This is a genomic window from Microbacterium sp. AG790 (assembly GCF_003634765.1).
Classification (GTDB): Bacteria; Actinomycetota; Actinomycetes; order Actinomycetales; family Microbacteriaceae; genus Microbacterium.
Map to the genome: position 1 here is coordinate 329,700 of NZ_RBWZ01000007.1, position 26,240 is coordinate 355,939.

Consider the following 26,240-nt stretch of genomic DNA (forward strand, 5'->3'; position numbering starts at 1 on the left):
GGGAGGACATCTGCATGAAAGGGACGTCATGAGCGACGACATCCGCATCTCCCGCAACGACGACGCCGACCGCTACGAGATCCTCGTCGACGGCCGGGTCGCCGGTTTCACCGAGTACGAGGAGGATGCCGAGGGCCGCCACGTCTTCCCGCACACGGAGATCGACCCCGCCTACGGCGGACGCGGGCTCGGCACGAAGCTCGTCGCGGCGGCGATGGAGGGTGAGGCCGCACGCGGGATGAGCGTGGTGCCGGTGTGCCCCTTCGTCGTGCGATACCTGCAGAAGAACGAGGTGCCCGGCCTCGCTGTCGCGTGGCGCGAGGGTGACGTCGAGGCGGCGGCCCACGCGTCGACGGCAGAGCCGACCCCGGGCGACGAAGGAGTCGGGTCGTCCCGAGCATGACCAGGCTCGACGACGCCGCCCCCGGCCTGGCCGGACCTGCCGAATGCGACGGCCCTCGCGCACTGCTGCTCGAAGCCCGCGAGGTCCCTCTCGGAGGCGTGCGTGCAATGGAGGTGCACCGCAGTCTGCCCCAGCGCGCCCTGCCGATGGTCGGCGCCTGGTGCTTCCTCGATCGGTTCGGTCCGCAGACGGCGCGCATGCGCGTGGAACCGCACCCCCACATCGGCCTGCAGACGGTGACCTGGCCGCTCGTGGGCGAGGTGCGCCACCGCGACACCCTCGGCAACGACGTGGTGGTCAGCCGCGGCGTGCTGAACCTCATGACCAGCGGCGCCGGGATCGCGCATTCCGAGTACTCCCTGGGCGAAGAGGCCGTGCCGCTGGACGCGCTGCAGCTGTGGGTGGCACTCCCCGAGACGCGTCGGCACGGTGCGGCGGAGTTCGAGCGCCACGCGAACCTCCCGACCGTCGTCCTCGACGGCGGGCCGGACGCCGGCGGCGCCACGGCGACGGTCGTCGTCGGAGCATTCGCCGGCGCACGCTCGCCCGCGACGATGCACACGCCGATCGTCGGCGCCGAGATCCACGTGCCCGCGGGATCGCGTGTGCGCCTTCCGCTCGATCCGGTCTGGGAGTACGCCCTCGTCGGCGTCGCCGGGGTGCCCGAGGTGCACACGGCGCCGGATGCCGCGACCGCCCTCCCCGACCAGGGACTGCTGTACCTCGGCATCCATCGAGACGGCGTCGAGGTCAGCGCGCAGCGCGAGACGACACTGTTCCTGATCGGCGGCGAGCCGTTCGAGTCGGACATCGTCATGTGGTGGAACTTCGTGGGCCGCTCACACGATGAGATCGTCGCCGCGCGCGAGGCGTGGGAGAGCGAAGCGGACGACACCGGCACGGCCGGCGCACGCTTCGGGCACGTCATCGGGCACGCCCGCGAACGGGTGCCGGCGCCGCCCCTGCCGGCAGTGCGACTGACCCCTCGACGCCGCACCGTCTGAGGTTTTTTCCCGGTCCGAGGCCGATGGCAGCGCGGCTACGCTGGAGGCGTGGCCCGAAAAACCGTCCTGTCGACGCGCGTCCTGCTGGTGTGCGCGGCGATCGGTGTGGCCACCGGCATCCTGGGCGGCTTCGCCGGACTCGTGACGCCCATCGTCCTCACCGTGCCCGGTCTGGCCATCGTCTACGGCCTCGTCCTCGGCGCGCACGTGCTCCCCGGCATCATCGCGCAGGAGGTGCTGCGCCTGCCCCTGGTTGCTGTGCTCACGCACGTCCTGGCCGCGCTCGTCGCCAGCGCGTTCGCGCCGGTCTGGACCACGCGTTTCCTCGGCACGGCGCTGCTGTTCGGCGCGATCCAGGAGGGTGTGGCCGCCCTCACCCGCTACCGCGCCTGGGGGGCGTGGCGGTTCTTCATCTCCGCGATCGTGATCGGTGTGCTCGTGGCCGTCGCGGTCTTCTTCGCGGCGCACCTGAGCGCGTACCCCCTGTGGGCCCAGGTCGCCTATCTCGCCCTGTCGGTGTGCGGACCGGTGGCCTGGACGGCGATCGGACTCAGCGTCGGCGCGTCGCTGCGTCGAGCCGGAGTCGCACGGCAGACCGTCCGCCGTTGAGCGGGTTCTGCTCACGCGTGAGGCTCGGCAACTTAGGCCCGGCTAACCTGAGAGGACAACCCTGACCGACCGCTGGGACGACCCGTGACATCTGCCGTCTTCGGAGCGGACGCCGCGGCGCCCGACGCCCGGACGCCCGCCGTGCTGCTGCGCGTGCGCGATCTCGGCATCCGGCACGACGGTGCGGATGCCGAGGCTCCCGCCGGCGCCTCGTTCGTCGTGAACCGCGGCGAGGTCGTGCTGCTGCTCGGTCCGAGCGGGGCCGGGAAGTCGACGCTCGCGCTCGCCCTGAACGGCCTGATCCCCCACGCGGTTCCGGCGACCATGCGCGGCCTCGTCGAAGTGGACGGTCTCGATACGGCGACGACGGCGGTGTCGGTGCTGAGCGAGCGGGTCGGCATGGTGTTCCAGGATCCCGATGCGCAGCTGGTGACCGGGACGCTCCTCGACGAGGTGGCTTTCGGGCCCGAGAACCTGCGGCTGCCCGTCGCGGAGGTGCTGGCGCGCGCCGAAGAAGCCCTGCGCCGTGTCGGGCTCTGGGAGCGGCGCCACGAGAACCCCGACCGCCTGAGCGGCGGTGGCCGCCAGCGCCTGGCGATCGCCTGCGCGCTCGCGATGGGCTCACCCCTGCTGGTGCTCGACGAGCCGACGGCGAACCTCGACCCGCAGGGCGTCGAGGAGGCCTACGCGACACTCGGCGAGCTGGTCGCCGCCGGCGATCGGGCGATCGTGCTGGTCGAGCACAACCTCGACGCCGTGGTCGGCATCGTCGACCGGGTCGTCGTGCTCGATCGCGCCGGGCGCACCGTCGCCGACGGAACCGTCGACGACGTGCTGCGCTCCCGCGCCGCGGAGCTGCACGAGATGGGTGTCTGGCTGCCCGTCTCGACCCTCGCCGCGATGCGGCTGCGCGCCGCGGGCTGGGCGCTCGAGCCGCTGCCGCTCGACCCGACCGAACTGCGTAGCGCCCTCGACGCCGCCCCGGCCCCCGCCGCGGCATCCGCCCCTGCCTCATCGCCCGTTCCCCCCTCGGCCGCGGCGGCGGTGTCGGCGGCGGTGCCGACCGCCGAAACCCCGCTGATCCGCGTCCGCGGACTGCGCACCCGCCGGGGCCGCCGCGAGATCCTGCACGGCGTCGATCTCGATGTCGCGGCGGGCGATTTCGTCGCGATCGTCGGCGCCAACGGTGCCGGCAAGACGACGCTGCTGCAGTCGATCGCCGGGGTCGTCCCGGTGGCGCGAGGGCAGGTTCTTCTGGACGGGATCGATGTCGCGCGCAGCGACCCGCGCGAACTGTCCCGGAGGATCGGCTTCGTCTTCCAGAACCCGGAGCACCAGTTCATCGCGCATACGGTGTTCGACGAGCTGGCCCACGGGTTGCGGCGGCAGGGGCTCGCCGAGAACGAGGTGCGGGAGCGGACGGTCGACGTGCTCCGCCGGTTCGATCTCGACGACAAGGCCGACGTGCACCCGTTTCTGCTCTCCGGGGGACAGAAGCGGCGCCTGTCGGTGGGCACCGCGCTGGTCGCGGGCGCGCCCGTGCTCGCCCTCGACGAGCCCACGTTCGGGCAGGACCGCGCCCGCGCGGACGAGCTCATGGGCCTGCTCGAAGGCCTGAATGCCGACGGCACGACCATCCTCGTCGTCACCCACGACATGCAGCTGGTCACCGAGCATGCGCATCGCACGATCATCGTCGGCGACGGCCGTGTGGTCGCGGATGCCGCGACCACCGCGGTCTTCGCGGACGACGCCCTGGTGCGCGCGGCGGGTCTGCGCCAGCCGCCGCTGCGACGCGCGTTCGCGGGGATGACGCGGCATCCCGCTCTCGCGGGTGTCACCCGCCTCGCCGACCTGCCTGCTCCGGAGACGGCACCGTGAGCGCGGCGATCACCGATCCGTGGGCGACCGCCGACCGCGAGAACGCACGTGCGCTGGAGCGCATCAATCCCCTGGCGAAGCTTGCGGCGCCGCTGCCCGCGATGGTGCTGCTGGTGTTCACCCGCGATCTCGCCACCCCGCTCGCTTTCATCGTCATCGCGTACGTCATCGTGCTCCTCGGTGCGCGACTGACCGCTCGGGTCATGCTGCTCTTGTTCGTCGCGCTCCCCGCGGCGGCCGTCGTCATCGGAGCGTCGATGAGCCTGTGGACCGACCCCGCTCGCGTCGGAGGCACGGTGCTCGCGCACGTCGGCTCGTGGACCTTGACCAGTGGAGCCCTGGCGGTCGGGTTCGCGACGGGGCTGCGGCTCGCCGCGATCGTGGCGCTCGCGCTGATCGCAGGACTGTCCACCACGGGACCCGACCTCGTGCGGGCGAGCGTGCAGCAGCTGCGCGTGCCGTACCGGGTCGGTTACACGGCGCTGGCGGCGTTCCGCTTCGTGCCGCGGTTCGGGCACGAGCTCGACGTGATCCGCCAGGCTCACCGGGTGCGCGGATCACACGGCGGCCGGGGGCCTTTTGCCGCGATCGCCCGCTGGTGGGGCTACCTCGTGCCGCTCCTCGCGGGCGCGATCCGCCACGCCGAGCGCGTCGCCCTGGCGATGGATGCCCGCGCCTTCGGCGCCCACCCCGACCGCACCGAGCGCCACGGGGTGCCGTGGCGGACGCGCGACACCGTGTTCGTCGTCGCGTTCTGGCTGGTGAGCGCCGGCATCCTCGTCGCCCTCTTCCCCTGGGCTCCGCCGTCGGTCAGCTGACCGCGCCGCGGAGAGCATCGGCGACCCAGCGCGCGTAGCGATGCCAGGGCGGGATGCCGTCGGCGAGCGCCGCCGCGTGCGCGCGGAGTTCCGGCGCGGCACGGAACCACTCGCCGCCCTCGCGGAGGTGCGCGAACTGCACGTGGCGCGCGTGCTCGACCGCGCGATCGCCGGGCTCGAACGCGAGCAGCTCGTGATGCCAGATCGCGGCGAGGCGCTGACGCGGTTCGCGGCTGGTGCCGATCTTGATGCGATCGTCCCACCGCAGGTAGTAGACGACGTCGACGCGCGGGCGCGGCAGGTCGGGGTCGGGGCTGTCGCCGAGGCGCCACCCGCACACCGGGCAGGTCAGGATGCCGCCGGCATCCGCCTCTGGCCGTGCGAGCCCGCACAGCACGCACTCCTCCCGCCGCGACACCCCCGCACGCTATCGCCCCCCGCCGACACCCGCGCCGCCCGCGCCCCGCCCCCGCGCCCGCGGCCCGCGAGACACCATCTGCGCACCGAAACACCGGTGGTAGGCCCGTTTCTCGGTGCAGCGCTGGTGTCTCGCGGATGCCGACGGATGCCGACGGACGCCGACGGACGCCGCGCCGAGGCGCGGGTCGACTCAGCGCTTGCCGACGATCTGGCGCGACACGATGTCGCGCATGATCTCGTTCGTGCCGCCGTAGATGCGGTGGACGCGAGCGTCGAGGTAGGCGCGCGCGATGGGGTACTCGGTGATGTAGCCATACCCGCCGTGCAGCTGCACGCCGATGTCGAGCAGCTCCGCCTCGCGATCGGTCGACCAGAACTTGACCTTCGCGGCCTCTTCGGCGGTGAGCTTCTTGTCCTTGTAGAGCATCATCGCGCGGTCGTTGTAGGTCCACATGACGTCGACCGTCGTGGCCATGTCGGCGAGCAGGAACCGCGTGTTCTGGAAGTCGGCGATCCGCTCGCCGAACGCCTCGCGGCTGAGCACGTATTCGCGCGTCCACGCGAACGCGGCCTCGCCCGCCGCGGCGGCCGCGACACCGATCGACAGACGCTCGAGCGGCAGGTTCATCATGAGCTGGATGAAGCCCATCCCCTCCTTGCCGCCGATGAGGTTCGCCTCGGGGACGAACACGTCGGTGAAGCTGAGCTCGGCGGTGTCCCACCCGTGGAAGCCCATCTTCTCGAGCTTCTTGCTGTGGTCGAAGCCCTCCATGCCGTCCTCGAGGATCAGCAGGCTGAAGGCATCCGGGCGGTTGCCCTCGCCGGTCTTCACGAACGTGACGACCATGTCGGCGGTCTTTCCCGACGAGATGAACGTCTTCGCACCGTTGACGAGGTATCCGCCCTCGACCTTCTTCGCCGTCGTCTTGATGCCGCGCAGGTCGCTCCCCGCGCCCGGCTCCGTCATCGCGAGCGCCCCGAGGATCTCGCCCGTCGCCATGCCGGGCAGCCACTTCTCCTTCTGCTCCTGCGTCCCCATGTGCACGATGTACGGCACGGCGAGGTCGTCCTGGATGCCGAAGGCACCGGCCAGCGACCCCTGCCCGGCGCCGATGGTCTCCTCGAGCACGATCGAACGGAAACGATAGTCCTGCAGCATGCCGGCGCCACCAAACTCCTCGGGAACGCTCAAGCCGATGATGCCGGCCTCGCCGGCGGCGAGCATGGTGGCGCGGTCGATCTCGCCGTCCGCCTCCCACTGCTTGCGCTTGTCTTCGGTGGCGAAGCGCTTGAGGAACTCCTTCACGACGTCGCGGAACGCCTCGTGGTCCTCGTCGTAGATCTCGCGCTCCATGGTGCGCCCGTCCTCTCGTCCTCGAGTGTCGAATCTGCCGGATGCCGCGGGAAGGACCCCGGATGCCGGTGGCATTGCATCTCAGCATCCATGGTACTGGGTTTCATCGCAAGCGCGACGAGCGGGATTCAGTAGCCGGGCGCGGCGGGAAGACCGAAGAAATCCTCGAGCGTGTGGAACCCGCCGTCGTGGTACGCCTTGGCGAGCTCGGGGCCGATGTAACGCAGATGCCAGGGCTCGGCCTCGTAGCCCGTGATGTCGGTGTAGCCGCTCTCGTAGCGCACGATGTAGCCGAACCGCCACGCATTCGCGGCGACCCAGGCGCCCTGACGCGTGCCGCCGAACGATTCGATGGCGCCGCATCCGCTGTCGCAGGCGGCGACATCGGTGGCCAACCCCGTCTGGTGCTCACTGAAACCGGGGCGGGCGCTCTGCTGGTCCGCCGCGTCGCGGCCGAGCGAGTTCACGTAACCGTTGTACGTGCGCGTCTGGGATGCGAACGAGCGATACGCACTGTTCAGACCGATCGCACCGACACCCTCCTGAGCGGCGGCGGCCACGAGAGCCGTCAGCGCCTCGGCGGCCGCCGGATGCAGCCGGCCGTCGACCGTGCGCTGCATGTCGGCGGGGGCGACCAACTCGGTGGGCTCGACATCCAGCGGGTTGAGGGGACGCTTCTTGTCGACGACGATCCAGAGCCGGTGCGGGTCGCCGAGATCGACGCAGGGTGCGGCGCCGTCGACGACAGCGCCGCGGAAGGCCGCGCCGCCACCGAAGGCGGTGACGACGTCTTCGTCCTTGCCGGCGGCGAGCGCGGCGGCCACGGCGGGATCGTCGCACCGCGCCGCCGCGCCGGTCTGAGCGGGAACCGGTAGCCCCGTGGCGGGTGCCGCCGTCGCATCCGCTCCACCGGGCAGCGCGACCACGGCCTCCGCCCCGTTCGATGTGGCCACGGGCGCGCCGCTAACCGGACCGCGGGCGCCGCTGAGGGAGAACGCCGAGACGCCGAAGATCGCCGCCACAGCCCAGAAGGCGATCGCGAATGCCGTCCACCGCACCCGCAGCGGCACTTTCGACATCCACGCTCCGCGGGCGCGCGGAGGCGCAACGGCGGCGCGCGCGGCGCGGCGACTGATCGGCTGCTCGGGGTGCGGCACCCGCCCATTCTGCCCGCCGAGCCCGTGCGGCGCCTGCACATTGCGCATTTGTCGTATCTATGTTCGAATGTACGACATGCGGTGGCGTGGACAGAGTATCGATGCGACGGATGCCGCTGCCCTGCCCGGCATGGAGCGCCTCGACGGTCTGGTGCGCACCGTCACGACTCCGGAGTTCGCGGGCATGACCTTCCACGAGGTGGCGGCGAAGTCGGCGCTGAATCATGTGCCCTCGGCATCCGCGATGCCGTTCGACTGGACCGTCAACCCCTACCGGGGGTGCAGCCACGCCTGCTCGTACTGCTTCGCGAGGGGCACCCACACCTACCTCGACCTCGACGCCGGTCGCGATTTCGATGAGCAGATCGTCGTGAAGGTCAACGTGGCCGAGGTGCTGCGCCGCGAGCTGGCCGCACCGTCGTGGCAGCACGAGCCGGTCGCGCTCGGCACCAACACCGACCCGTATCAGCGCGCGGAGGGGCGCTACCGGCTCATGCCCGAGGTCATCGACGCCCTCGCGGCCAGCGGCACGCCGTTCTCGGTGCTCACCAAGGGCACGCTGCTGCGGCGCGACCTTCCACTGCTCGCGGAGGCGCGACGTCGGGTGCCCGTCCACCTCGCGATGTCGATCGCCATGCCCGACGAGCAGTTGCGGCAGACCCTCGAAGCCGGAGCACCGACGTTCCAGGCACGGCTGGACACCGTGCGGGCGGCGAGGGAGGCGGGGTTCGCCGTGACCGTGTTCCTCATGCCGATCGTGCCGCACCTGACCGACTCCGTGACGGTGCTCGACGATGCGCTCGCGCGCATCGCGGCATCCGGAGCGGTTCGTGTCGTCTTCGGAGCACTGCACCTGCGCCCCGGTGCCCGGGAGTGGTTCTGGCAGTGGCTGGAGCGCGAGCACCCGGGACTCGTGCCCGCGTATCGCGGGCTCTACCCCGGCGCCACGGTCTACGCGCCCGCCGGGTACCGGAAGTGGCTCGCGGCTCGCGTGCGCCCGCTGCTGCGACGGCACCGGCTCACCGGTGGCCCCGAAGACGAGGTCGAGACGCGGCCCGCACGGCCGGGCCCGGTACGGACGACCGCCCGGGCGGCGGCATCATCGGCATCCGCGGCATCCGCCCCCGCGATGCTGTTCTGACCGGACGGCTCTGCTCCGCCGGGACGGCGGAGGGGCCGCGGCGCGAACGCCACGGCCCCTCCGGAAAGCGCGACTCAGCGGTCGACGTGCGCGGCCTGACGGCCCGAGATCTCCTCGAGCACGTCGTCGCCCGGGCGGGCGTCCTCGAACGGCGCGTCGATCTCGGCGCGGTCGAGCATCTCCGTCATGCGACGGCGGCGCTGGCGGGGGATGAGCGTCACGACCGTGCCGACGCGGCCCGCGCGGCCGGTGCGGCCGGAGCGGTGCAGGTAGGTCTTGTACTCGTCGGGGGCGTCGGCCTGGACGACCAGGTCGATGTCGTCGACGTGGATGCCGCGCGCGGCGACATCCGTGGCGACGAGCACGCTGACCCGACCGGACGTGAGGCGCTCGAGGTTGCGCGTGCGCTTGGCCTGGTTCAGGTCGCCGTGGAGGGCGACGGCGTGGATGCCGGCGTCGTCGAACTGCTCGGCGAGCATCTCGGCGTAGGCACGGGTGCGGGCGAACACGAGGGTCTTGCCGGCGCGGTCGACGAGCGAGGTGAGGATCTCCGCCTTGTCACGGTGATCGATCACGAGCACGCGGTGGTCGATCGTGCCGGAGTCCTGGTCTTCGCCGGCCACCTCGTAGACGGCCGGGTCGACGAGGAACTCATCGACGAGGGCCGCGACCTCGCGGTCGAGTGTTGCGGAGAACAGGAGCTTCTGCGCGTCGGGGTCGACGAGCCGGAGGATCCGCTGCATCGGCTCGAGGAAGCCCAGCTCGCTCATGTGATCGGCTTCGTCGAGCACGACGATTCCGACCTCGGAGAGGTCGAGCTTGCCCTGGTTCTGCAGGTCTTCGATACGTCCGGGAGTGCCGATGATGATGTCGACGCCCTTCTTCAGGGCCCCGACCTGGCGCCCTGCGGGCACGCCGCCGTAGATCTGCGTCGTGAAGAGGCCGACGCTACGGGCGATCGGCTGGATGGTGCGGTCGATCTGCAGCGCGAGCTCGCGGGTCGGGGCGAGGATCAGCGCCTTCGGGCTGCGCCCGAACGCACGGCGCTTGCCGGCCTGGCCGCGCAGCACCGCCTCGACGAGCGGAGCGCCGAAAGCGATGGTCTTGCCCGAGCCGGTGCGGCCGCGGGCGAGCACGTCCTTGCCCGCGAGGATCGGCGCGATCGTGGCGGCCTGGATCGGGAACGGCGCCGCGGCACCGAGCTCGGCGAGGGTCCGCACGATGTTGTCGCCGAGGCCGAGGCTCGAGAAGCTCACGTCCGCGACCTCTTCGGCTTGCACGGCCTGCGCCTGCAGCTTCTCGTGCACGACGTCGGCGTGCTCCTCGTAGGCTTTGCGTGCCGCGGCATCCTTCGCGTCGGAGTTCCAGTCGGAGCGGTTGCCGCCGGCAGTGCGGACGGGACGGTCGTCACGACGCGGACGGTCGTCACGAGCCGGACGGTCGTAACTCCTCCGATCCGCGTCCCGAGAGCCGAAAGCAGGCCGCTCGCGGCGCTCCGCGCCCGACGCGGAGGAGTTGCGGCCGCGGTCGTCGAACGACCGAGCCGGACGGTCATCGCGACGCGGGCGGTCATCGAACGACCGAGCCGGACGATCAGTACTCCGGAAATCGCGGCCTTCCCGGGGCACACGGGCGCCATCACGACCGCCGCGCGCCGATTCTCCGGAGTTGCGAACGTAGCCACCGCGGTCATCGCGACGCGGGCGGTCGTCGAACGAACGAGCCGGGCGGTCGTCACGGGCCGGACGGTCATCACGGGCCGGACGGTCGTAACTCCTCCGATCCGCGTCCCGAGAGCCGAAAGCAGGCCGCTCGCGGCGCTCCGCGCCCGACGCGGAGGAGTTGCGGCCGCGGTCGTCGAACGAACGAGCCGGGCGGTCATCACGACGCGGGCCGTCGAACGAACGGGCCGGGCGGTCATCGCGACGCGGGCGGTCATCGAACGAGCGGGCGGGACGCTCGTCGCGCGCGGGCCGGAAGCCGTCGCGGTCGTCGCGACGCGGGCGTTCGCCGTTGGCGCGCGAGCGGATGCCGCGAGCCTCGTCGCGACCGGCGCGCTCCTGCGCGCTCCAGCGCTGCTTCGGGGCGGATGCCGCGTCGGTCGCCTCGGCAGCGCGGTAGCCGCGGTGACTCGGGCTCTTGCTGCCGGGCTTACCGGCGGACGACTGGCCGGGACGGCGCTTGGCGTCTTGGTAGCTGGTCTTCGACCCGTAGCGGGGCTCGAAGTTCTGGGCGCGGCCGCCGGCCGGCTTCTTGCTCTTGGGCATGGTGTTCTTCCTGGGTTTTCTCGCGCGAGAACAGCGCCGCCGCGCAGCGAGAGCCGGGGCGACCAGGAGGTCGAACGGATCGGGGCGGCGGGCAACCCGGTGCTCCGGGGGCCATTCAACAGTGATGGTTCATGCGCGTCGATCGACGCTCACCATCGGCCCCTTGGACTCACAAACCCACCCGCACCACAGTGCGGTGTCCAGAGCCGACCGCACCACTGTACTCGCCTCACCTGTAAGAGCGCCGGTCGCCTCCGGTGACGCCCCGTCGGCGGGCCCCTACACTGGCGCCATGACCGCAGCCGAACCCGCCCGACTCCCGGCCGGCGCCGAGGCCGATCGCGCCCCGGCGCCGTCGTTGCGCGTCGAGGCGGAGGCCCTCCTCGCCGCGGCAATCGCCGCCGTTCTTGGCGGCGTCGTCGGGCTCATCATCGGGCTGCTCGGCGTCGGTGTGCGCCTCTGGGGCGATGCGAGCATCGCCGGCTGGGCCGCCGCCGGGGCAGGCCTGGCGGCGGCCGTCAGCTCCGCGCTCGGATACTGGCGCGCCCGCACGACCGACGGCCAGGAGTGGCGGCGCAGGATCGCGAGCTGGCGCTACGTGGTGTCGACGGCATCCGTCGTCATCGCGCACGGTGCCCTCGCCATGATCGGGACGGTCGCCCTCTTCGCGGTGCTCTCGCGGGCCTTCATCAACGTCGAGCTCACCGCGTTCTGGACGACGGTGCTGGCCGCGACGGCGACGGGGCTGTCGGGCTGGCTGAGCTACCTCTCCGCCTCGCGGGTGACGAGCAGCGTCTCACGACGCTGCTCGTCACCTTCATCGGGATCGGGACGCTGGCAGCCATGATCACGACCTCCGACCCGATGTGGTGGACGTACCACTTCAGCCAGCTGGGCACGTTCGGCGACATGTCGAGCTTCCTCTTCAACGGCACGCTCATCGCCGGAGGCCTGCTCGTGACGACCTTCACGCTCTACGTCTCCCACGACCTCGCCGCGCTGGGCGAAGGGCCACGCGGCATCCGTGTCGTCGGCACAGCGCTCGCGATCATGGGCGTCATGCTGGCCTGCGTCGGCATCTTCCCCGTCAACGTCAACATGCTGCTGCACAACCTGTCGGCGTCGGGGATGGCTCTGATGTTCCTGCTGCTCCTCGTCGGCGGCCCGTGGATCGTGCGGCGGATGCCGCGCGCCTACTTCCTCGCGTCGTGGGCGTTCCTCGCCGGACTCGTCATCTCGATCGCGCTGTTCGCCACGGGCTACTTCGGGCTGACGGCCTTCGAGATCATCGTGTTCGCGCTGATCTTCGGCTGGCTCGCCGTCTTCATCCGCTTCATGGTCGTCGCCGATCAGCCCGATCCGCGCAGCTGACTACTTGCCACGCAGGTCGCGGCGCGGGTGCAGCGCGGCGGCACCGGATGCCGGGGCGACGGGGCCTGCATCGGCATCGGCATCCGCAGCCGCCTTGCGGCCACCGCCGTCGCCCGCCCGCCGCGCAGCCCGACGCTCGCGTGCACCCTCGACGAGGTTGTAGAGCGTCGGCAGCACGAGCAGCGTCAGCACGGTCGAGGAGACCAGTCCGCCGATCACGACAATCGCGAGGGGCTGCGAGATGAAACCGCCGTGGCCGGTGATGCCGAGCGCCATCGGCGTGAGGGCGAAGATCGTCGCCAGCGCCGTCATCAGGATCGGGCGAAGGCGTCGCGAGCCGCCCGCGACGGTCGCGTCATGGGTGCTGAGCCCCTTCTCGCGGTACTGGTTGACGAGGTCGACGAGAACGATCGCATTTGTGACGACGATGCCGATCAGCATCAGCACGCCGATCAGTGAGGCGACCCCGAGCGGCACACCGGTCGCGATCTGCAACAGGATCGCCCCGGTCGCCGCGAACGGCACCGACACCAGCAGCAAGAGCGGCTGACGCAGCGACTTGAACGTTGCGACCATCACGATGTAGACGATGAGGATGGCGGCGAGCATCGCGAGGCCCAGCTGACCGAACGCATCGGACTGCTGCGTGACCACACCGCCGACCTTCGCGGCCGCGCCGGTCGGCAGCTCGAGCCCGGCCAATGCCGTGCGCACGCTCGCGGAGGCGGTGTTCAGGTCGTCCGTCGACGGGGTCACCGTCACCGTCGCGGTGCGCTGACCGCGCTGCGTCGTGATGGAGGTCGGGCCCTCGCTCTGCTCGACGGTCGCGACCTGATCGAGGCGGACGAGCCCGTTCACCGAGGCGATCTGCAGTCCCTTGAGCTCGTCGATCGTCTTCGGCACCGACGACGACTGCAGGTAGACGGTGAGCGACGTGCCGTCGATCTCGACCGATCCGATCTGGCGCGGCTGCATCGTGTTCGAGACGAGTCCGCCGACGGCGACCTCCGACAGCCCCAGCTGCGCGGCCTTGGCGCGGTCGACCGTGACGGCGACGAAGGGGAGGGATGCCGAGAGGTTCGAGGTGACCTGGCCGATGCCGTTCTTGCCCTGCAGACCGGTGACGACCGCGTCGGTCGCGGTCTGCAGCGCATCGGCCGACGGCGCCGTCACGTCGACCTCCACGTTGCTGGAGCCGAAGCCGCCCTGGCCGGACGAGACGGTGACGGTGCCGACATCGGTGAGGTCGGCGAGCGCCTGCTCCACGTCATTGCGCACGGTCACCTGATCGGCCGACGTGTCGGTGGTCACCGAGTAGGTGATGCCGGTGCTGCCGCCGCGGAACGCATCGCGCACGGCCGATCCGCTCGATCCGATCGAGGTCTGCACCGTGGTGATGCCGGCCACGCCCTTCAGCGCGGTCTCGACCTTCTTCGCGGCGGCATCCTCGGCGTCGAGGCTGGGGGCCTGTCCGACCTGCTGGGTGATGGTGAACGTGTTCTGTCCGCTGTCGCCGAGGAAGTTCGTCTTCATGAACGGCGCCGCGGCGATCGTGCCGCCGAGCACCAGGATGGCGACCAGCAGCGTCACCCACGAGTGCTTCAGGGTCCAGCCGAGGATCGGCAGGTAGGCACGCTGCAGGCGCGAGGGCGGCGCCGCGGGGTCTTCCGGGTCGATATGGTTGCCCTCGGCGTCGCGCACCGGCTTGCCCGGTCGCAGGAACCAGTACGCGAGCACGGGAACGATCGTCAGCGCCACGAACAGCGACGCCGCCATCGCGATCGTCACCGTCATCGCGAACGGCCGGAACAGCTCGCCGGTCACGTCGCCCACGAACGCGATCGGCAGGAACACCGCGACGGTGGTGATCGTCGAGGCCGTGATCGCGGCGGCGACCTCACGAACGGCGAGCAGGATCGACGAGAGCTTGTCGGCGCCTTCGACGTAGTGGCGCTTGATGTTCTCGATGACCACGATGGAGTCGTCTACGACGCGGCCGATCGCGATCGTGAGGGCGCCCAGGGTCAAGATGTTCAGCGAGTAGCCGAAAGCCTGGATGCCGACGAACGTGATGAGGACGCTCGTCGGGATGGAGATCGCGGTCACGAGCGTCGAGCGCACCGACAGCAGGAAGAGGAGGATCACGAGCACGGCGAAGACGAGGCCCAGCAGCCCCTCCTGCGCCAGCGACTCGATCGACTGCTCGATGAAGGGCGCCTGGTCGAAGACGACACTGAAGCGGGCATCGCCGCCGATGTCGCTCTGCAGCTTCGGCAGGAGGGCGGTGACGGCGCGGCTGACGTCGACGGTGTTGGCGGCGGGGAGCTTCGTGATGGAGACGGTGAGTGCGGGCTCGCCGTTCACGCGCGAGATCGAGGTCACGGGGTCCTGCGCGAGCGCCACGGTGGCCACGTCGCCGATCTTCAGCGGACCGTTCTTGGCCGCCCCCTCGAACTGGGCCGCCGAGGTGGGCACGAGCGGCAGGGCCGAGATCTGATCGACCGAGGTGAGCTTGCTGCCGGTTTGCACCGTGAGGGTCTGGTCGCCCTCCGTCACGGTGCCGCCCGGGAAGAGCACGCCGTTCTGCTTGAGCGCATCGGTCAGCGCGGCCTGGGTGAAGCCGGCCGCGGCGAGCTTCGCCTGGTCGGGGGTGATCGTGACCCGCTGCCCCTGACCACCGACGATCGTGGCAGCGCTGACGCCCTTGACGTCTTCGAGATCGGGGATCGTCGTGGCCTGCAGCTGCGCCTGGATCGTCTTCTCGTCGCTGTAGCCGGTGACGGCGAGCGCGATGACGGGCAGGTCGTCGATCGAGAAGGAGACCACATTGGGTTCGACGCCGGTGGGCAGCGTCGACTTGATGCGGTTGATCGCCTGCAGGATCTTCTGCTCCGCGGTCGCCAGGTCGGTGCCGTAGGTGAAGGACGCCTGGATGATCGAGGCGTTCGTCGTGCTCGTCGCCGTGGTCGACTCGAGGCCGGGAATGCCCTGGATCGCCGTCTCGATGGGCGTCGACACGTCGTTGTTGACCACATCGGGCGACGCACCGGGATACGTCGACAGGATCGACAGCTGCGGGAACTCGACCGAGGGGATGAGCTCCTGCTTGAGGCTCGTGAGGGCGAGGCCGCCGAAGATGGCCGCGACGATCGTAATGAGGGCGATGAGCGCCCGGTTCTTCAGGCTCAGGACGGCGAGGTGCGACACAGAAGACCCTTGCTCTCGGACGGGCGCGGACGAAACGTTCGATACACGCGTGTATCCGCCTCATTCTCGCACGCCGACAGGCGGCGGGCGGCGGCAGGAGCCGGGGGATAACCCGACAATCCGAACGGGCGGCACCACGGGTGCCGCCGCTCAGCGGGCGCTCAGCGCGGGAAGAGCTCGCCGATGACCAGGCCGGCAGCGGCCGCGATGAGGGCGAGCACGAGCGTGCCGATGAGGTTGACCCACGCCCAGTCCCGGCGACCGCGCTCGGCCAGCAGAGCCGTCTCGGTGGACACGGTGCTGAACGTCGTGAACCCGCCCAGCACGCCCACTCCGAGAATGCTCACCCACGCCGGCGAGATGTTCGGTCCGAGACCGGTGACCAGGCCCAGCAGGAAAGACCCGAGGACGTTCACGAGAAGGATGCCGAGCGGAAACGCTCCGGATCGCCCGCGCATGATCGCGGCATCCATCACATAACGCGCACCGGCGCCGAGACCGCCGCCGACGACGAGCGCTGCCATCTCGAAGAGGTTCACTCGGCATCCTCCGGCTGTTCGATCTCGCCCGGCCGACCGGCGATGCGTCGTCCGAGGGTAAGACCGACGACGGCCGCGAAGACGCCGCCGAACACAGAGACCACGACGAGGATGATGCCGACATAGGGCGAGGCGCTGGAGGTCGACAGCGTCTGCACGGCGAAGGCGCTGTACGTCGTGAAGCCGCCCATGACTCCCGTGCCGAGGAAGAGGCGGGCGCGTGGATGCCGGTCGGCGAGCCAGCCCACGATGACGCCGAGCAGCAGCGAACCCACGAGGTTGATGACGAGCGTGACGGCCGGCACGACGAGCGGATGCGGGTTCGCAGCTCCCAGGGGCACCACCACGACCGCGCGGATCGCGACACCGATCATTCCGCCGAGGATCACCAGCACGAGGGCGACCGGCGAGAACCAGCGAGGACGAGTCACGTCCGCAGACTAGCGTCGCCTCAGGGGGCCAGCAGCGCACGGATCGCCGATTCCGGCGAAACGGTCGTGTCCAACAGCTCGCCGCGTCGATACCGCGCGAACACGCGGGGGTCGATGTAGGAGCCCTTGGCCACCGTCGGCGTGTTGCCCAGGCCCGCGGCGGCCGCCTTGATGGCCAGCGCTTCGGCGCGCTTGCGATCGGTCTTGGTCGCGGTGGTCCCGATGCGCGCCAGGGCGTCGGCCGCGAGAATGGTGCCGCGGAGCGTGCGGAAGTCCTTCGCGGTGAAACTGCCGCCGGTCATCGTGCGGACGTACACGTTGACATCCCGCGGGGTGAGCGCAACGCGGCGTCGGCCGCGCACATATGCCAGCAGCGGCGCGGCCGGTCGGCCCGCCGCGAGCAGCTCGACGACGACGGCGAGGTCCTCGTCATCGACCTCCAGACTCTGCCGCTTGCCGCTCTTGCCCGGAAAGCACAGGCTCGTGACCGTGCCGCTGACGGCGGCATCCCGCCGCTGCAGCGTGGTGAGACCGCGACTGCCGTGCGCCGTGAAGTAGCGCTCGCTGCCCACTCGAGGTGCCGCCTGATCGAGCAGCCGGAATGCGGTCGCCAACACCCGCTCGCGGTCGAGGTCGTCGCGGCGAAGCGACGCAGTGATGCGGCCCCGGGCCCGCGGGAGGCACTCGGCGAGCTGCAGCGCCCGCGCGTACTTGCCCTTGTCGCGGGTCGTCGACCAGTCCGGGTGGTAGAGGTACTGCATCCGTCCGGCCTCGTCGACGCCGGTGGCCTGGACGTGCCCGTTCGCGGCGGCGCAGATCCAGACGTCGTTCCACGCGGGCGGGATGACGAGCGCGACGACGCGTTCACGCTCCGCGGCGGGCAGAGCGGCGCCGTCGGCATCCACGTATCGGAATCCCGAACCGGAGCGCAGGCGCCGGTAGCCGAGGTCGCGTCCGGGGCGGACGCGGCGAAGACGCGGCATGTCAGGAGTCTCGGAACATGTCGATGAGCTCCGCCGTGCGCCCGCCGGAGTACGCGCGGATGCCGAGCTGCTTCGCACGGGCCCGCAGCTCGACGACCGTCCCGTCCTCGTACGAGCCGGACGCACCGCCCCGTCGCCCCACGGCTGTGCGGCCATCCGTGCGCAGCTCCTCGGAGAGCTCGGGATCCGTCAGCGAAGGAGGTGTTCCGTTCTGGGGCATGCATCCGTCCCTATCGCAGTTTCGGACGCCGCGGCAAGGGGGGTGCCCGCCCCTCGGAACACGGCTAGTTTCAGGGGGTCATGGAGTCCCTCGAGAATGGAGCAATCACATGAATCTCGCTCTCATCATCATCATCGTCGTCGCGATCGTCCTCGCGATCGTCGGCGGCATGAACGCCGCCCTGAACTGGCTGCTGTGGGTCGCCCTGATCGTTGCCGTGATCGCGATCATCGCGTTCCTGCTGCGACTCGTTCGCGGCGGTCGCGCGTAGCGACGCCGCTCAACCGGACAACGCGCCGGCTCACCTCACGGTGGGCCGGCGCGTCTGCGTTGCGGACCACGAATCGCTCCCGTCGTCCGTCCCTTGTTGACGCTGCCCGTCAGCGTCAACAAGGGACGGACGAACCAACCGATCGGAGGAGCGCACTGGCAAGTCGAGATATATCGTGTTACTCTCGCATCAACGCGATATATCTCGAATCGCCTCGTGTCAGGAGAACACCATGACTCTGGAGAAGTGGCTCATCAAGCCGGGCGAGACCCGGGTGATCGACCTCGAAGACATCCGCAAGCTGAAGGTGGGCCTCGTCGGCGGCCAGATCGATGTCGTCGCGCACGATGAGCCCGGCGTCCGCATCGAAGTGCATGCCGTCACCATCAAAGACCTCCGCATCGAGGCCTCCGGCGACGTGGTGGAGATCGATCACCCGCAACTGCGCTGGGACAACTTCCTCGAGGTGTTCCGCAACTTCGGCTCCGGCGGTCCCAAGGCGGAGATCAGCGTGGCGGTCCCCCGCGGCATCCTGCTGACCCTCGGCGTCGTCTCCGCGAGTGCGCTCGTGTCGGGTCTCGCCTCGGGCGCGCGCCTGAACACCGTCTCCGGCGACATCATCGTCGACGGCCTCACCGGCGATCTCTCGGTCAACGCCGTCTCGGGCGACGTACAGATCCGCGGCCTGGACGGCGCACTCAGCGCCAACTCGGTCTCGGGCGATGTGGCGGCCACCGGCAGCATCCGCAAGGCCACGATCGACACGGTGTCGGGCGGCATGCTCGTCGACTCGACCGATCGGGTCGATCTCGTCAGCCTCAACACGGTGTCGGGTGACGCCACCGTCCGCCTCGATGAAGGCCACCCGGCGAATTTCGTGCTGCGCAGCGTCAGCGGCCGCCTGATGGTCGACGGCGTCAAGCGATCGAGCTCCGGGCCGTCGAACTACGTCGACTCCGTCGGAGAGCTCAGCGGCAGTTTCGCCGATGTGCGCGCGAACTCGGTGTCGGGCGATGTCACGGTGCTGCGCCGTTCGCCGGCGGCTCCGGATGCCGCGGCATCCGCGACCGCAGAGGAGAACTGAGCATGCCTCCCGTCTTCTCGCACGGCGACCTGCGCCTCTACCTGCTGAACCTCCTCGACGAGTCACCGCGTCACGGCTACGACCTGATGCAGGCGCTGTCCGATCGCACCGGCGGCACCTACACGCCGAGCGCCGGCACCATCTATCCGCGGCTGTCGAAGCTCGAGGAGGAGGGCCTGGTCACCAAGACCGTCGACGGCCGCAAGACCGTCTACGCGATCACCGAGGCGGGACGCGCCGAGGTGGCCGCTCGCGCCCACGAGCTCGAGGGGATCGAGGCCGGACTCGCCGACAGCGTGCGCCTGATCGCCGACGAGGTTCGCGGCAGCGTCCGGGAGGCGATGAAGAGCCTGCGCGCCGACCTGGCCGCCTCGGCGCAGTCCGAGCGCGACAACGCCGAGCGTGACCGCGACGACGCACGCGCCTCGGCATCCGCGTCGGGGTGGGACGAGGCGCGCGCGTCGTCGCGCGAGCAGATGAGGCGGGCCGAGGCGATCCTCGCCGAGTTCCGCGGCACCGTGCGGGCGGATCTGCGCACCCATCTGGCGCACGGCGGACAGCTCGCGGCCGACGCCGTCGACGACCTGTCGCGCGCGCTCGACGACACCCTCGCCGCCCTGACCCGTTCCCTCCGTTGATCTCCTAGGTCGCGGGCCAGAGGTCCTCGTCGTCGCCCACCGGGTCTTCCAGGGGGACGACGAGGATCGGGCGTGACTGGCGGTGGGCGAGACGAGCGGCGACCGACCCCGTGAAGAACTCGCGTACCGACTCGCCGAACCCGCGACGGCGCGTGCCGACGACGATCAGGCGCGCCTGAGCCTTCTCGGAGAGGTGCTTGATCGCCAGAGCCGGGTCGCCGACGAGCTGGGTGACGCTCCAGTCGACGCCCGAGCCGTCGAGGACGGATGCCGCGGCGCTGGTGACCGCACTCAGCTGGGCCTCTCCGATGGCGAGGTCGATGTCGATCGGCGCGGTGTGCATGTAGCCGTCGGGATCCTCGTACGTGACGAAGCGTGTGACGTCGACGTGCGCGACGATCAGCGGCGCCGAGAACAGCTTCGCGTAGCGGGCGGCTTCCTTCAGGACGCGTGTCGGTTGATCGGGGATCGCGCCCACGATCACCGCTCCCTGAGGAACCGGGCTCTCGTCCGTCTCGGCCATGCGACACTCCCCGTCCTCCCCCGCACCGCGAGGCGCCGGGGGCACCGTGTTATTCTGAATGCTACTCTTCCCGGCAGGAAGCCGGATCGTCAATCGCATCGTGAATGCGCCGGGCGAAATGCGGGAAACCCGCATCGTCCGTGACTCAGAAATGAGGGGGTCTCGCATGGGGCGTGGCCGTCAGAAAGCGAAGCACACCAAAATCGCTCGCGAGCTGAAGTACGACACCTACAACGTGAACTACTCCGCGCTCGAAAAGGAGCTCGGACACCACGAGGAAGACCCGTACGTCGACAAGTGGGCCGATCAGTATGCCGACGACGAGGACGAGCTGGAGACAGCCTGACGCGTCGGGAGTCGCTCGCGCGCTGGGAGGCGCTCACCACGTTCCGTGACGGCGTTCCCACTCGTCCTCGATCGTGCGCGGTCTCGTCACGATCAGGCCGGTCGGGATCGTCGCGAGAAACAGCAGGCCGAAGACGATGAGCACCGGTTGCCACTGTCCGGTCAGCTCGTGGACGACGGCGAACATGAGCGGGAACAGCGCGGCGATGCCGTAGCCGACGCTCTGTGCGAAGCCGCTGAGCGCGACGGATCCCTCGTGCGTGCGCGAGCGCAGCTGGATGAGCACCAGCACCGCCGGGAACAACGCCTGCGGGGTGCCGAGCAGCACGACCCAGAGGATCGTGGCCGCGGCGGGCGCGATCAGCATTCCGGCGACGCCCGTCAGTCCCGCGATCAGGGCGGCGGCGTACACGACGCCGACCCGATGCCACCGGGTGATCAGGATCGGCACGATGATCGACCACGGCAAGCCCATCGCGCCGAACAGTGACAACAGCGCGCCGGCCTCGGCGTGCGAGACGCCGGCGATGTCGACGAGGACGACCGGCAGCCACGCGAAGCAGGCGTAGACGCTCGCCGCGGAGATGCCGAACGTCCCGGCCAGCGCCCACGCGAGCGCCAGCCGGGGCAGACGTCCCAACACCCCGGGCGCGGGGGCGTCGACCGCGACGGGCGCCTGCGCGCGGGCGACGTTCGCGCGCGCCACCAGCGTCACCCAGGGCACGACCGCCAGAAGCGCGAGGATCGCCCACATGCCCAGCGAGAACCGCCAGCCCGCAGCATCCGCGACCGGCACCGCCACCAGCGGCGGTACGAACGCGGCCATCGCGAGAAGAGCGGAGTACAGCGCGGTCATCGTGCCCACGCGGTCGGGGAAGTAGGTCTTGATCAACGGCGGCAGGACGACGTTGCCCACGCCCACGGCGGCGAACAGAACCGTCGTCGCCAGCAGCAGCGTGGCCGCATTCCCCGCGAGGGAACGCGCGATGAGGGCGGCGGTGACGATGAGCATGGATGCCGCCGCCAGCCGTTCCAGCCCGAACCGGCGCTCGAGGATCGGAGTCACGATGCCGAAGACGGCGAAGCAGACCGGTGGCGCGGTGCCGATGAGACCCACCACCCACGTCGGCACGGCGAAGTCGGCCTGCACCTCCGAGATGATCGGCGACAGCGCGGCGACGGCCGAACGCAGGGAGAACGCGACGAGCACGACGCCGACGAGCGCGAGGAGCCGTCCGCGCCAGAGGGAGCGGGGGCGGGGGTCGGTCACCCGATCCACCCTAGGCGGGGCGCAGCACGTTTCGACTCGCTCCGCTCGCTCAACGACCGGGGCCAGCACCACCGCTCGCTCAACGACCGGGGCCAGCACCACCGCTCGTTGAGCGAGGCGCACGGCGCCGAGTCGAAACGCCGCGCGCGCGGCCGACGGTCAGTACCGGCCGGAGAGGGCTCGGGCGAGCCTTCCGACGACGTCCGCCACGGCACCGAGCGCCTTCGTGAGGCCGCGGGCCAGTCTCTGAGCACGAGTCGCGGGTTCACCGGATCGGTTGTTCATCGCTGCACTCACTCTCATCGAGCTGTCGCGGACGGGCGAAGGTGTTGGACTACCGTATCGGCGCCGGGGCAGGACGGGGGAAAGACCCGGGTCAGCTCTCCTGCGTGCCTTCGACCCAGGCGAGGTACTCCTCCGAGACGGTGCCGGTGATGTAGCGCCCGTCGAAGCAGCTCATGTCGAGGTCTTCGACGTCGGGCGACCCCTCGAGAATCGCGGCCTTCAGGTCGTCGATCTCCTGATAGACCATGTAGTCGGCACCGAGCTCTTCGGCGATCTCCGGGATCGTGCGGCCGTGCGCGACGAGTTCGTGACGCGAGGGCATGTTGATGCCGTAGACGTGCGGGTAGCGCACCGGCGGGGCGGCCGAGGCGAACGTGACCGTCTTGGCCCCGGCATCCCGGGCCATCTGGATGATCTCCTTGGACGTCGTCCCGCGCACGATCGAGTCGTCGATGAGCAGCACGTTCTTGCCCTTGAACTCGCTCGACATCGCGTTGAGCTTCTGACGCACGCTCTTCTTGCGCACCGCCTGGCCGGGCATGATGAACGTGCGACCGACGTAGCGGTTCTTGTAGAAGCCCTCGCGGTACTCGATGCCGAGCTTGCGCGCGACCTGCATGGCCGCCGGTCGCGAGCTGTCGGGGATGGGCATGACGACATCGATCGTGCCGGCGGGGGTGTACTTGGCGATCGTGTCGGCCAGGCGCTCTCCCATCCGCAGGCGCGCCTCGTACACCGAGATGCCGTTCATGATCGAGTCGGGACGGGCGAGGTAGACGTACTCGAACGAGCACGGGACCAGCTGCGGGTTCGTCGCGCACTGCTGGGTGTGCAGACGCCCCTCCACGTCGATGAAGACGGCCTCGCCGGGCTCGACGTCGCGGACGACCTCGAAGCCGCCGTTCTCCAGCACCAGCGACTCCGACGCGACGATCCACTCGTAGCCGCCGGTGGGGGCGCCCTCGGCATCCACCGCGGGACGCGTGCCGAGGATGAGGGGACGGATGCCGAAGGGATCGCGGAACGCGAGCAGACCGTACCCGGCGATCAGGGCGATGGTCGCGTACGAGCCTTCGACGCGCTCGTGCACCCGGGTGACCGCCTGGAACACCTGCGCCGGGTCGAGCTCGAGACCGGAGATGGAGGACTGCAGCTCGTTGGCGAGCACGTTGACGAGCAGTTCGGTGTCGGAGCTCGTGTTGAGGTGACGGCGGTCCTTGCTGAAGAGCTCCTGCGTCAGCTCACGCGTGTTGGTGAGGTTGCCGTTGTGCACCAGGACGATGCCGTAGGGCGCGTTGACGTAGAAGGGCTGGGCCTCTTCCTCGCTCGACGCGGTGCCCTTCGTGGCGTAGCGCACGTGTCCGAGGCCGATGTTGCCCAAGAGGGCGCGCATGTCGCGGGTGCGAAACGCCTCGCGCACCTGTCCCTTGGCCTTGAACAGATGGAAGACGCCGCTGGTCTCGGCCGTCGCGATACCCGTCGAGTCCTGCCCGCGATGCTGCAGCAGCAGCAGCGAGTCGTAGATGTCCTGATTGACCGGGCCCTGTCCGACAACGCCGACGATTCCGCACATGTGGTGTTGCTCAATCCGTTTCTGCGCCGAGGTGGCTGATGACCTCGGCAGCCGATGAACCTAGACGGCTGATGAATACGCGCCGACGAGACGCACGGCGCCGCCGTCCACGCCCTTGGCGCCCTGCTCGAAGTGGCCCTCCGGGCGCGCGCCCTCCTGGACGACGCCCACCTGCCAGGTCGCGATGCCGGCGGCCGACAGGAGGGATGCCGCGGCATCCGCCTTCTCGGCCGAGACGACGGCGACGAACCCGACGCCGAGGTTCCACGTGCCTTCGGTGTCTTCCAGACGCAGCCCGCCGAGGTCGGCGAGCACGCGGAACACGGGGCTGGGCGACCACGTCGACCGGTCGAGCTCGACCCACGCCTGCGGCGGCAGCACGCGAGCGACGTTCGCGGCGATGCCGCCGCCGGTCACGTGACTGAGGGAGTGCACGGCACCGGGCAGCTCGGTGAGCAGGTTCAGCAGCGGCAGCGTGTACAGGCGGGTCGGCTCGAGAAGCTCCTCGCCCCACGTGCGGCCGAAGTCGGCGGCCGGGGCCCCGTAGCTGATGCCCTTGCCCGCGACGATGTGGCGGATGAGCGAGTAGCCGTTCGAGTGGGGTCCGCTGGACGCCAGGGCCAGCACCACGTCGCCCGGCTGCACGCGGTCGGCACCGAGCACGTCGCCGGCATCGACGACACCGGTCGCCGCTCCCGCGACGTCGTAGTCGTTGATGCCGAGCAGGCCCGGGTGCTCCGCGGTCTCGCCGCCGACGAGCGCTGTGCCCGTCTGCTCGCAGCCGGATGCGATGCCGCGGACGATGTCGGCGATGCGTTCGGGGAAGACCTTGCCGCACGCGATGTAGTCGGTCATGAAGAGGGGCTTCGCGCCCACCACCACGATGTCGTCGACGACCATGCCGACCAGGTCCTGGCCGATCGTGTCGTGCTTGTCGATCGCCTGCGCGATCGCGACTTTGGTGCCGACGCCGTCGGTCGACGTGGCCAGCAGCGGCTTCTCGTACGACTTCAGCGCCGAGGCGTCGAACAGGCCGGCGAACCCGCCGACACCGCCCAGCACCTCGGGCCCGTGGGTGCGACGAACGGCCGACTTCATCAGTTCGACGGCGAGATCTCCCGCCGCGGTGTCGACGCCGGCTTCGGAATAGGGATTCTGTGGGGCTTCTGCCACGCGAACAGCCTACCGGCAGGGGCGGGGCGCGCGGACCGTGGGAGCTGCGCAGCACAGCGCACCCTGTCGCCGCCCCGAGCGCTGTCCCTAGGATGGCGACATGGCAGCGGCGGAAGCACCGGAGTGGATCGTCCGCGAGGACGCCACCCTCCCGGTCCTCGTTGCGCTGTATCTGCGCCAGGTGCTCGGCATCCGCTTTCCGGAGGAGCTGCCGCACCTGCGGGGCGTTCCTCCGCGCAGCGCACCGATCAGCGAGTACGACGACCGCTCCGCGATCGAGCGGCAGTGGCGCGCGTATTGGGATCTGACGGTCGAACCGCAGGCCAACCCCTCCCCCGTCCCGCTCGAACTCATCGACGGCTTCGAGACCGTGGTCGCACTTCCCGTCGAGGGCTTCGAGGAACTCGCCGACGCGATCATGCCCCACGGGCCGGATGCCGTGGCGTACGCCCGGGCGGAACATCAGCACTACCGGTCGCGTCTGGGAACGGGAGCGTCGTACCGCGCCTACGCCAGTGCGATCGCCGAGCACGAGCGCGTCGTGGGGCGGCGGGCGCACTCGTTCGAGCTCAACGTCCAGGTGCTGCCGTTCACGCAGCGCGGCGTCTGGTGGATCGGGGCGCTCACGATCGCGGTGACCGACGGCCTGCGCGGCGACATCGCCGCCTTCGACGCCGCGGTCGCGCCGATCATCGCCGACATCGCCTAGCGGCGGCATCCGGGCGCGGCGGCATCCGGCGGTCGCGGCATCCGTGACCCCTCCGAGCAGAGGCAATCTGCCGGGCGCAGGCCATTGCGCGGCTGATCGGCCTGTTCTGGGCAGATTGCCTGTCGCCGACGACTCCGGGGCGCGCGGCGGGCGGTTACTCCGCGTCGTCGATCGTGATGACCTCGCGCTCGACGCGCACCTCGTGGGCACGACGGGCCAGCGAGCGGTCGAGAACGAGCGCGACCACACCGCCGACGGCGACGCCGATCGGGATCGCGAACAGGCAGATGAACCCGAAGACCTGTGTCGTCGAGTACGAGACCCCCGTGCTCGCACTCTCGTTGTCACCGCCGAAGGCGAACGTGAGCACGAGAGCGGCCAGGATGCCGACAAACGCGCCCGCCAGCAGGAAAACCGTGTACCGCGGGCTGCGGCGCACCTGCGCGGTCTCGATGCGGTGGTCGGCGGAGGGGCTCATCCCCTCATTGTCCCACCCCCGCATCGGCCACGGGCGACAGGGGTCTGTCACGTGGTCGCGGTAATCTGCGGCTATGACGGCATCCG

General features: G+C 70.3%; 27 protein-coding genes. 13 read left to right on the plus strand and 14 right to left on the minus strand.

The features are described from left to right. Nucleotides 1-28 precede the first annotated feature (28 nt). The 5 genes from DEU37_RS07010 (at nucleotide 29) to DEU37_RS07030 (ending at nucleotide 4,715) form a co-directional block, all read left to right on the plus strand. Nucleotides 29-403 (plus strand): GNAT family N-acetyltransferase, encoded by a 375-nt coding sequence (locus DEU37_RS07010; RefSeq protein ID WP_121189873.1) that lies wholly within the window; start codon nucleotides 29-31, stop codon nucleotides 401-403. Next, nucleotides 400-1,407: a pirin family protein gene (locus tag DEU37_RS07015; protein WP_121189874.1), complete on the plus strand. Its 1,008-nt coding sequence runs from the start codon at nucleotides 400-402 to the stop codon at nucleotides 1,405-1,407. Before DEU37_RS07010 ends, DEU37_RS07015 begins: the two co-directional genes overlap by 4 nt. A gap of 48 nt (nucleotides 1,408-1,455) precedes the next feature. Continuing rightward, a complete protein-coding gene (locus DEU37_RS07020; protein ID WP_121189875.1) occupies nucleotides 1,456-2,016 on the plus strand; it encodes an ECF transporter S component in 561 nt (186 codons plus the stop codon). Between the two features lie 84 nt (nucleotides 2,017-2,100). Continuing rightward, nucleotides 2,101-3,897, plus strand: a complete 1,797-nt coding sequence (locus DEU37_RS07025; protein WP_121189876.1) for an ABC transporter ATP-binding protein — start codon at nucleotides 2,101-2,103, stop codon at nucleotides 3,895-3,897. Beyond that, nucleotides 3,894-4,715, plus strand: coding sequence for an energy-coupling factor transporter transmembrane protein EcfT (locus tag DEU37_RS07030; protein ID WP_121189877.1), 822 nt, complete (start codon nucleotides 3,894-3,896; stop codon nucleotides 4,713-4,715). Before DEU37_RS07025 ends, DEU37_RS07030 begins: the two co-directional genes overlap by 4 nt. Here DEU37_RS07030 and DEU37_RS07035 read toward each other — a convergent pair. The 3 genes from DEU37_RS07035 to DEU37_RS07045 all read right to left on the minus strand — a co-directional run bounded on the left by DEU37_RS07035 (nucleotide 4,708) and on the right by DEU37_RS07045 (nucleotide 7,694). After that, a complete protein-coding gene (locus DEU37_RS07035; protein WP_121189878.1) occupies nucleotides 4,708-5,133 on the minus strand; it encodes a GIY-YIG nuclease family protein in 426 nt (141 codons plus the stop codon). The genes DEU37_RS07030 and DEU37_RS07035 overlap by 8 nt on opposite strands. Before the next feature lie 192 nt (nucleotides 5,134-5,325). Beyond that, complete coding sequence (locus DEU37_RS07040; protein WP_121189879.1) at nucleotides 5,326-6,489, minus strand: acyl-CoA dehydrogenase family protein; 1,164 nt, start codon at nucleotides 6,487-6,489, stop codon at nucleotides 5,326-5,328. Nucleotides 6,490-6,617: 128 nt separating this feature from the next. Beyond that, nucleotides 6,618-7,694, minus strand: a complete 1,077-nt coding sequence (locus DEU37_RS07045; RefSeq protein WP_121189880.1) for a M15 family metallopeptidase — start codon at nucleotides 7,692-7,694, stop codon at nucleotides 6,618-6,620. Between the two features lie 28 nt (nucleotides 7,695-7,722). Between DEU37_RS07045 and DEU37_RS07050 the strand changes: the two genes are divergently transcribed. Next, the gene (locus tag DEU37_RS07050; RefSeq protein ID WP_183043615.1) at nucleotides 7,723-8,787 is read left to right on the plus strand and encodes an Rv2578c family radical SAM protein; all 1,065 of its coding nucleotides are present in this window, start codon (nucleotides 7,723-7,725) and stop codon (nucleotides 8,785-8,787) included. A 74-nt stretch (nucleotides 8,788-8,861) separates the two neighbouring features. Here DEU37_RS07050 and DEU37_RS07055 read toward each other — a convergent pair whose 3' ends face one another. Next, nucleotides 8,862-11,054 (minus strand): DEAD/DEAH box helicase, encoded by a 2,193-nt coding sequence (locus tag DEU37_RS07055; protein WP_121189882.1) that lies wholly within the window; start codon nucleotides 11,052-11,054, stop codon nucleotides 8,862-8,864. 292 nt (nucleotides 11,055-11,346) lie between these two features. On the opposite strand from DEU37_RS07055, the gene DEU37_RS15055 reads away from it, so the two are divergent. Together DEU37_RS15055 and DEU37_RS15060 are read left to right on the plus strand one after the other, a co-directional pair. After that, nucleotides 11,347-11,901, plus strand: a complete 555-nt coding sequence (locus DEU37_RS15055; protein WP_259457180.1) for a hypothetical protein — start codon at nucleotides 11,347-11,349, stop codon at nucleotides 11,899-11,901. Continuing rightward, nucleotides 11,898-12,425: a DUF998 domain-containing protein gene (locus tag DEU37_RS15060; protein WP_259457181.1), complete on the plus strand. Its 528-nt coding sequence runs from the start codon at nucleotides 11,898-11,900 to the stop codon at nucleotides 12,423-12,425. Before DEU37_RS15055 ends, DEU37_RS15060 begins: the two co-directional genes overlap by 4 nt. On the opposite strand, the gene DEU37_RS07065 is transcribed toward DEU37_RS15060, so the two are convergent. The 5 genes from DEU37_RS07065 to DEU37_RS07085 all read right to left on the minus strand — a co-directional run bounded on the left by DEU37_RS07065 (nucleotide 12,426) and on the right by DEU37_RS07085 (nucleotide 17,805). Beyond that, on the minus strand, nucleotides 12,426-15,632 hold the full coding sequence (locus DEU37_RS07065) for an efflux RND transporter permease subunit (protein ID WP_121189883.1): 3,207 nt from the start codon (nucleotides 15,630-15,632) through the stop codon (nucleotides 12,426-12,428). Nucleotides 15,633-15,793: 161 nt separating this feature from the next. Beyond that, nucleotides 15,794-16,171 carry a fluoride efflux transporter CrcB gene (crcB, locus tag DEU37_RS07070; RefSeq protein ID WP_121189884.1) on the minus strand — a complete coding sequence of 126 codons (378 nt, stop codon included), beginning with the start codon at nucleotides 16,169-16,171 and terminating at the stop codon, nucleotides 15,794-15,796. After that, complete coding sequence (locus tag DEU37_RS07075) at nucleotides 16,168-16,602, minus strand: CrcB family protein (RefSeq protein ID WP_259457183.1); 435 nt, start codon at nucleotides 16,600-16,602, stop codon at nucleotides 16,168-16,170. The genes crcB and DEU37_RS07075 overlap by 4 nt, the downstream gene beginning before the upstream one ends. 20 nt (nucleotides 16,603-16,622) lie before the next feature. Next, nucleotides 16,623-17,585, minus strand: coding sequence for a DNA topoisomerase IB (locus tag DEU37_RS07080; RefSeq protein WP_121189885.1), 963 nt, complete (start codon nucleotides 17,583-17,585; stop codon nucleotides 16,623-16,625). Between the two features lies 1 nt (nucleotide 17,586). After that, entirely contained in the window at nucleotides 17,587-17,805 is a 219-nt protein-coding gene (locus DEU37_RS07085) for a Rho termination factor (protein ID WP_121189886.1), read from the minus strand. Nucleotides 17,806-17,914: 109 nt separating this feature from the next. Between DEU37_RS07085 and DEU37_RS14830 the strand changes: the two genes are divergently transcribed. The 3 genes from DEU37_RS14830 (at nucleotide 17,915) to DEU37_RS07095 (ending at nucleotide 19,798) form a co-directional block, all read left to right on the plus strand. Continuing rightward, on the plus strand, nucleotides 17,915-18,076 hold the full coding sequence (locus DEU37_RS14830; RefSeq protein ID WP_005054418.1) for a hypothetical protein: 162 nt from the start codon (nucleotides 17,915-17,917) through the stop codon (nucleotides 18,074-18,076). Between the two features lie 232 nt (nucleotides 18,077-18,308). Further along, on the plus strand, nucleotides 18,309-19,160 hold the full coding sequence (locus DEU37_RS07090) for a DUF4097 family beta strand repeat-containing protein (protein ID WP_061681104.1): 852 nt from the start codon (nucleotides 18,309-18,311) through the stop codon (nucleotides 19,158-19,160). A gap of 2 nt (nucleotides 19,161-19,162) precedes the next feature. Next, on the plus strand, nucleotides 19,163-19,798 hold the full coding sequence (locus DEU37_RS07095) for a PadR family transcriptional regulator (protein ID WP_121189887.1): 636 nt from the start codon (nucleotides 19,163-19,165) through the stop codon (nucleotides 19,796-19,798). Between the two features lie 4 nt (nucleotides 19,799-19,802). Here DEU37_RS07095 and DEU37_RS07100 read toward each other — a convergent pair whose 3' ends face one another. Further along, nucleotides 19,803-20,321, minus strand: coding sequence for a universal stress protein (locus DEU37_RS07100; protein ID WP_121189888.1), 519 nt, complete (start codon nucleotides 20,319-20,321; stop codon nucleotides 19,803-19,805). A 166-nt stretch (nucleotides 20,322-20,487) separates the two neighbouring features. Here DEU37_RS07100 and DEU37_RS07105 point away from each other — a divergent pair, with 166 nt between their 5' ends. After that, entirely contained in the window at nucleotides 20,488-20,667 is a 180-nt protein-coding gene (locus DEU37_RS07105) for a DUF3073 domain-containing protein (protein ID WP_005054410.1), read from the plus strand. A 33-nt stretch (nucleotides 20,668-20,700) separates the two neighbouring features. Here the strand turns inward: DEU37_RS07105 and DEU37_RS07110 are convergent, their stop codons facing one another. The 3 genes from DEU37_RS07110 to purM all read right to left on the minus strand — a co-directional run bounded on the left by DEU37_RS07110 (nucleotide 20,701) and on the right by purM (nucleotide 24,967). Beyond that, entirely contained in the window at nucleotides 20,701-21,936 is a 1,236-nt protein-coding gene (locus tag DEU37_RS07110) for an MFS transporter (protein ID WP_121189889.1), read from the minus strand. 376 nt (nucleotides 21,937-22,312) lie between these two features. Then, nucleotides 22,313-23,794 (minus strand): amidophosphoribosyltransferase, encoded by a 1,482-nt coding sequence (gene purF / locus DEU37_RS07115; protein ID WP_121189890.1) that lies wholly within the window; start codon nucleotides 23,792-23,794, stop codon nucleotides 22,313-22,315. A gap of 60 nt (nucleotides 23,795-23,854) precedes the next feature. Then, complete coding sequence (purM, locus tag DEU37_RS07120) at nucleotides 23,855-24,967, minus strand: phosphoribosylformylglycinamidine cyclo-ligase (RefSeq protein ID WP_121189891.1); 1,113 nt, start codon at nucleotides 24,965-24,967, stop codon at nucleotides 23,855-23,857. A gap of 100 nt (nucleotides 24,968-25,067) precedes the next feature. Here purM and DEU37_RS07125 point away from each other — a divergent pair, with 100 nt between their 5' ends. Next, on the plus strand, nucleotides 25,068-25,676 hold the full coding sequence (locus DEU37_RS07125) for a hypothetical protein (RefSeq protein WP_016463757.1): 609 nt from the start codon (nucleotides 25,068-25,070) through the stop codon (nucleotides 25,674-25,676). 154 nt (nucleotides 25,677-25,830) lie between these two features. On the opposite strand, the gene DEU37_RS07130 is transcribed toward DEU37_RS07125, so the two are convergent. After that, a complete protein-coding gene (locus tag DEU37_RS07130; protein WP_043341702.1) occupies nucleotides 25,831-26,154 on the minus strand; it encodes a hypothetical protein in 324 nt (107 codons plus the stop codon). Nucleotides 26,155-26,240 lie beyond the last annotated feature (86 nt).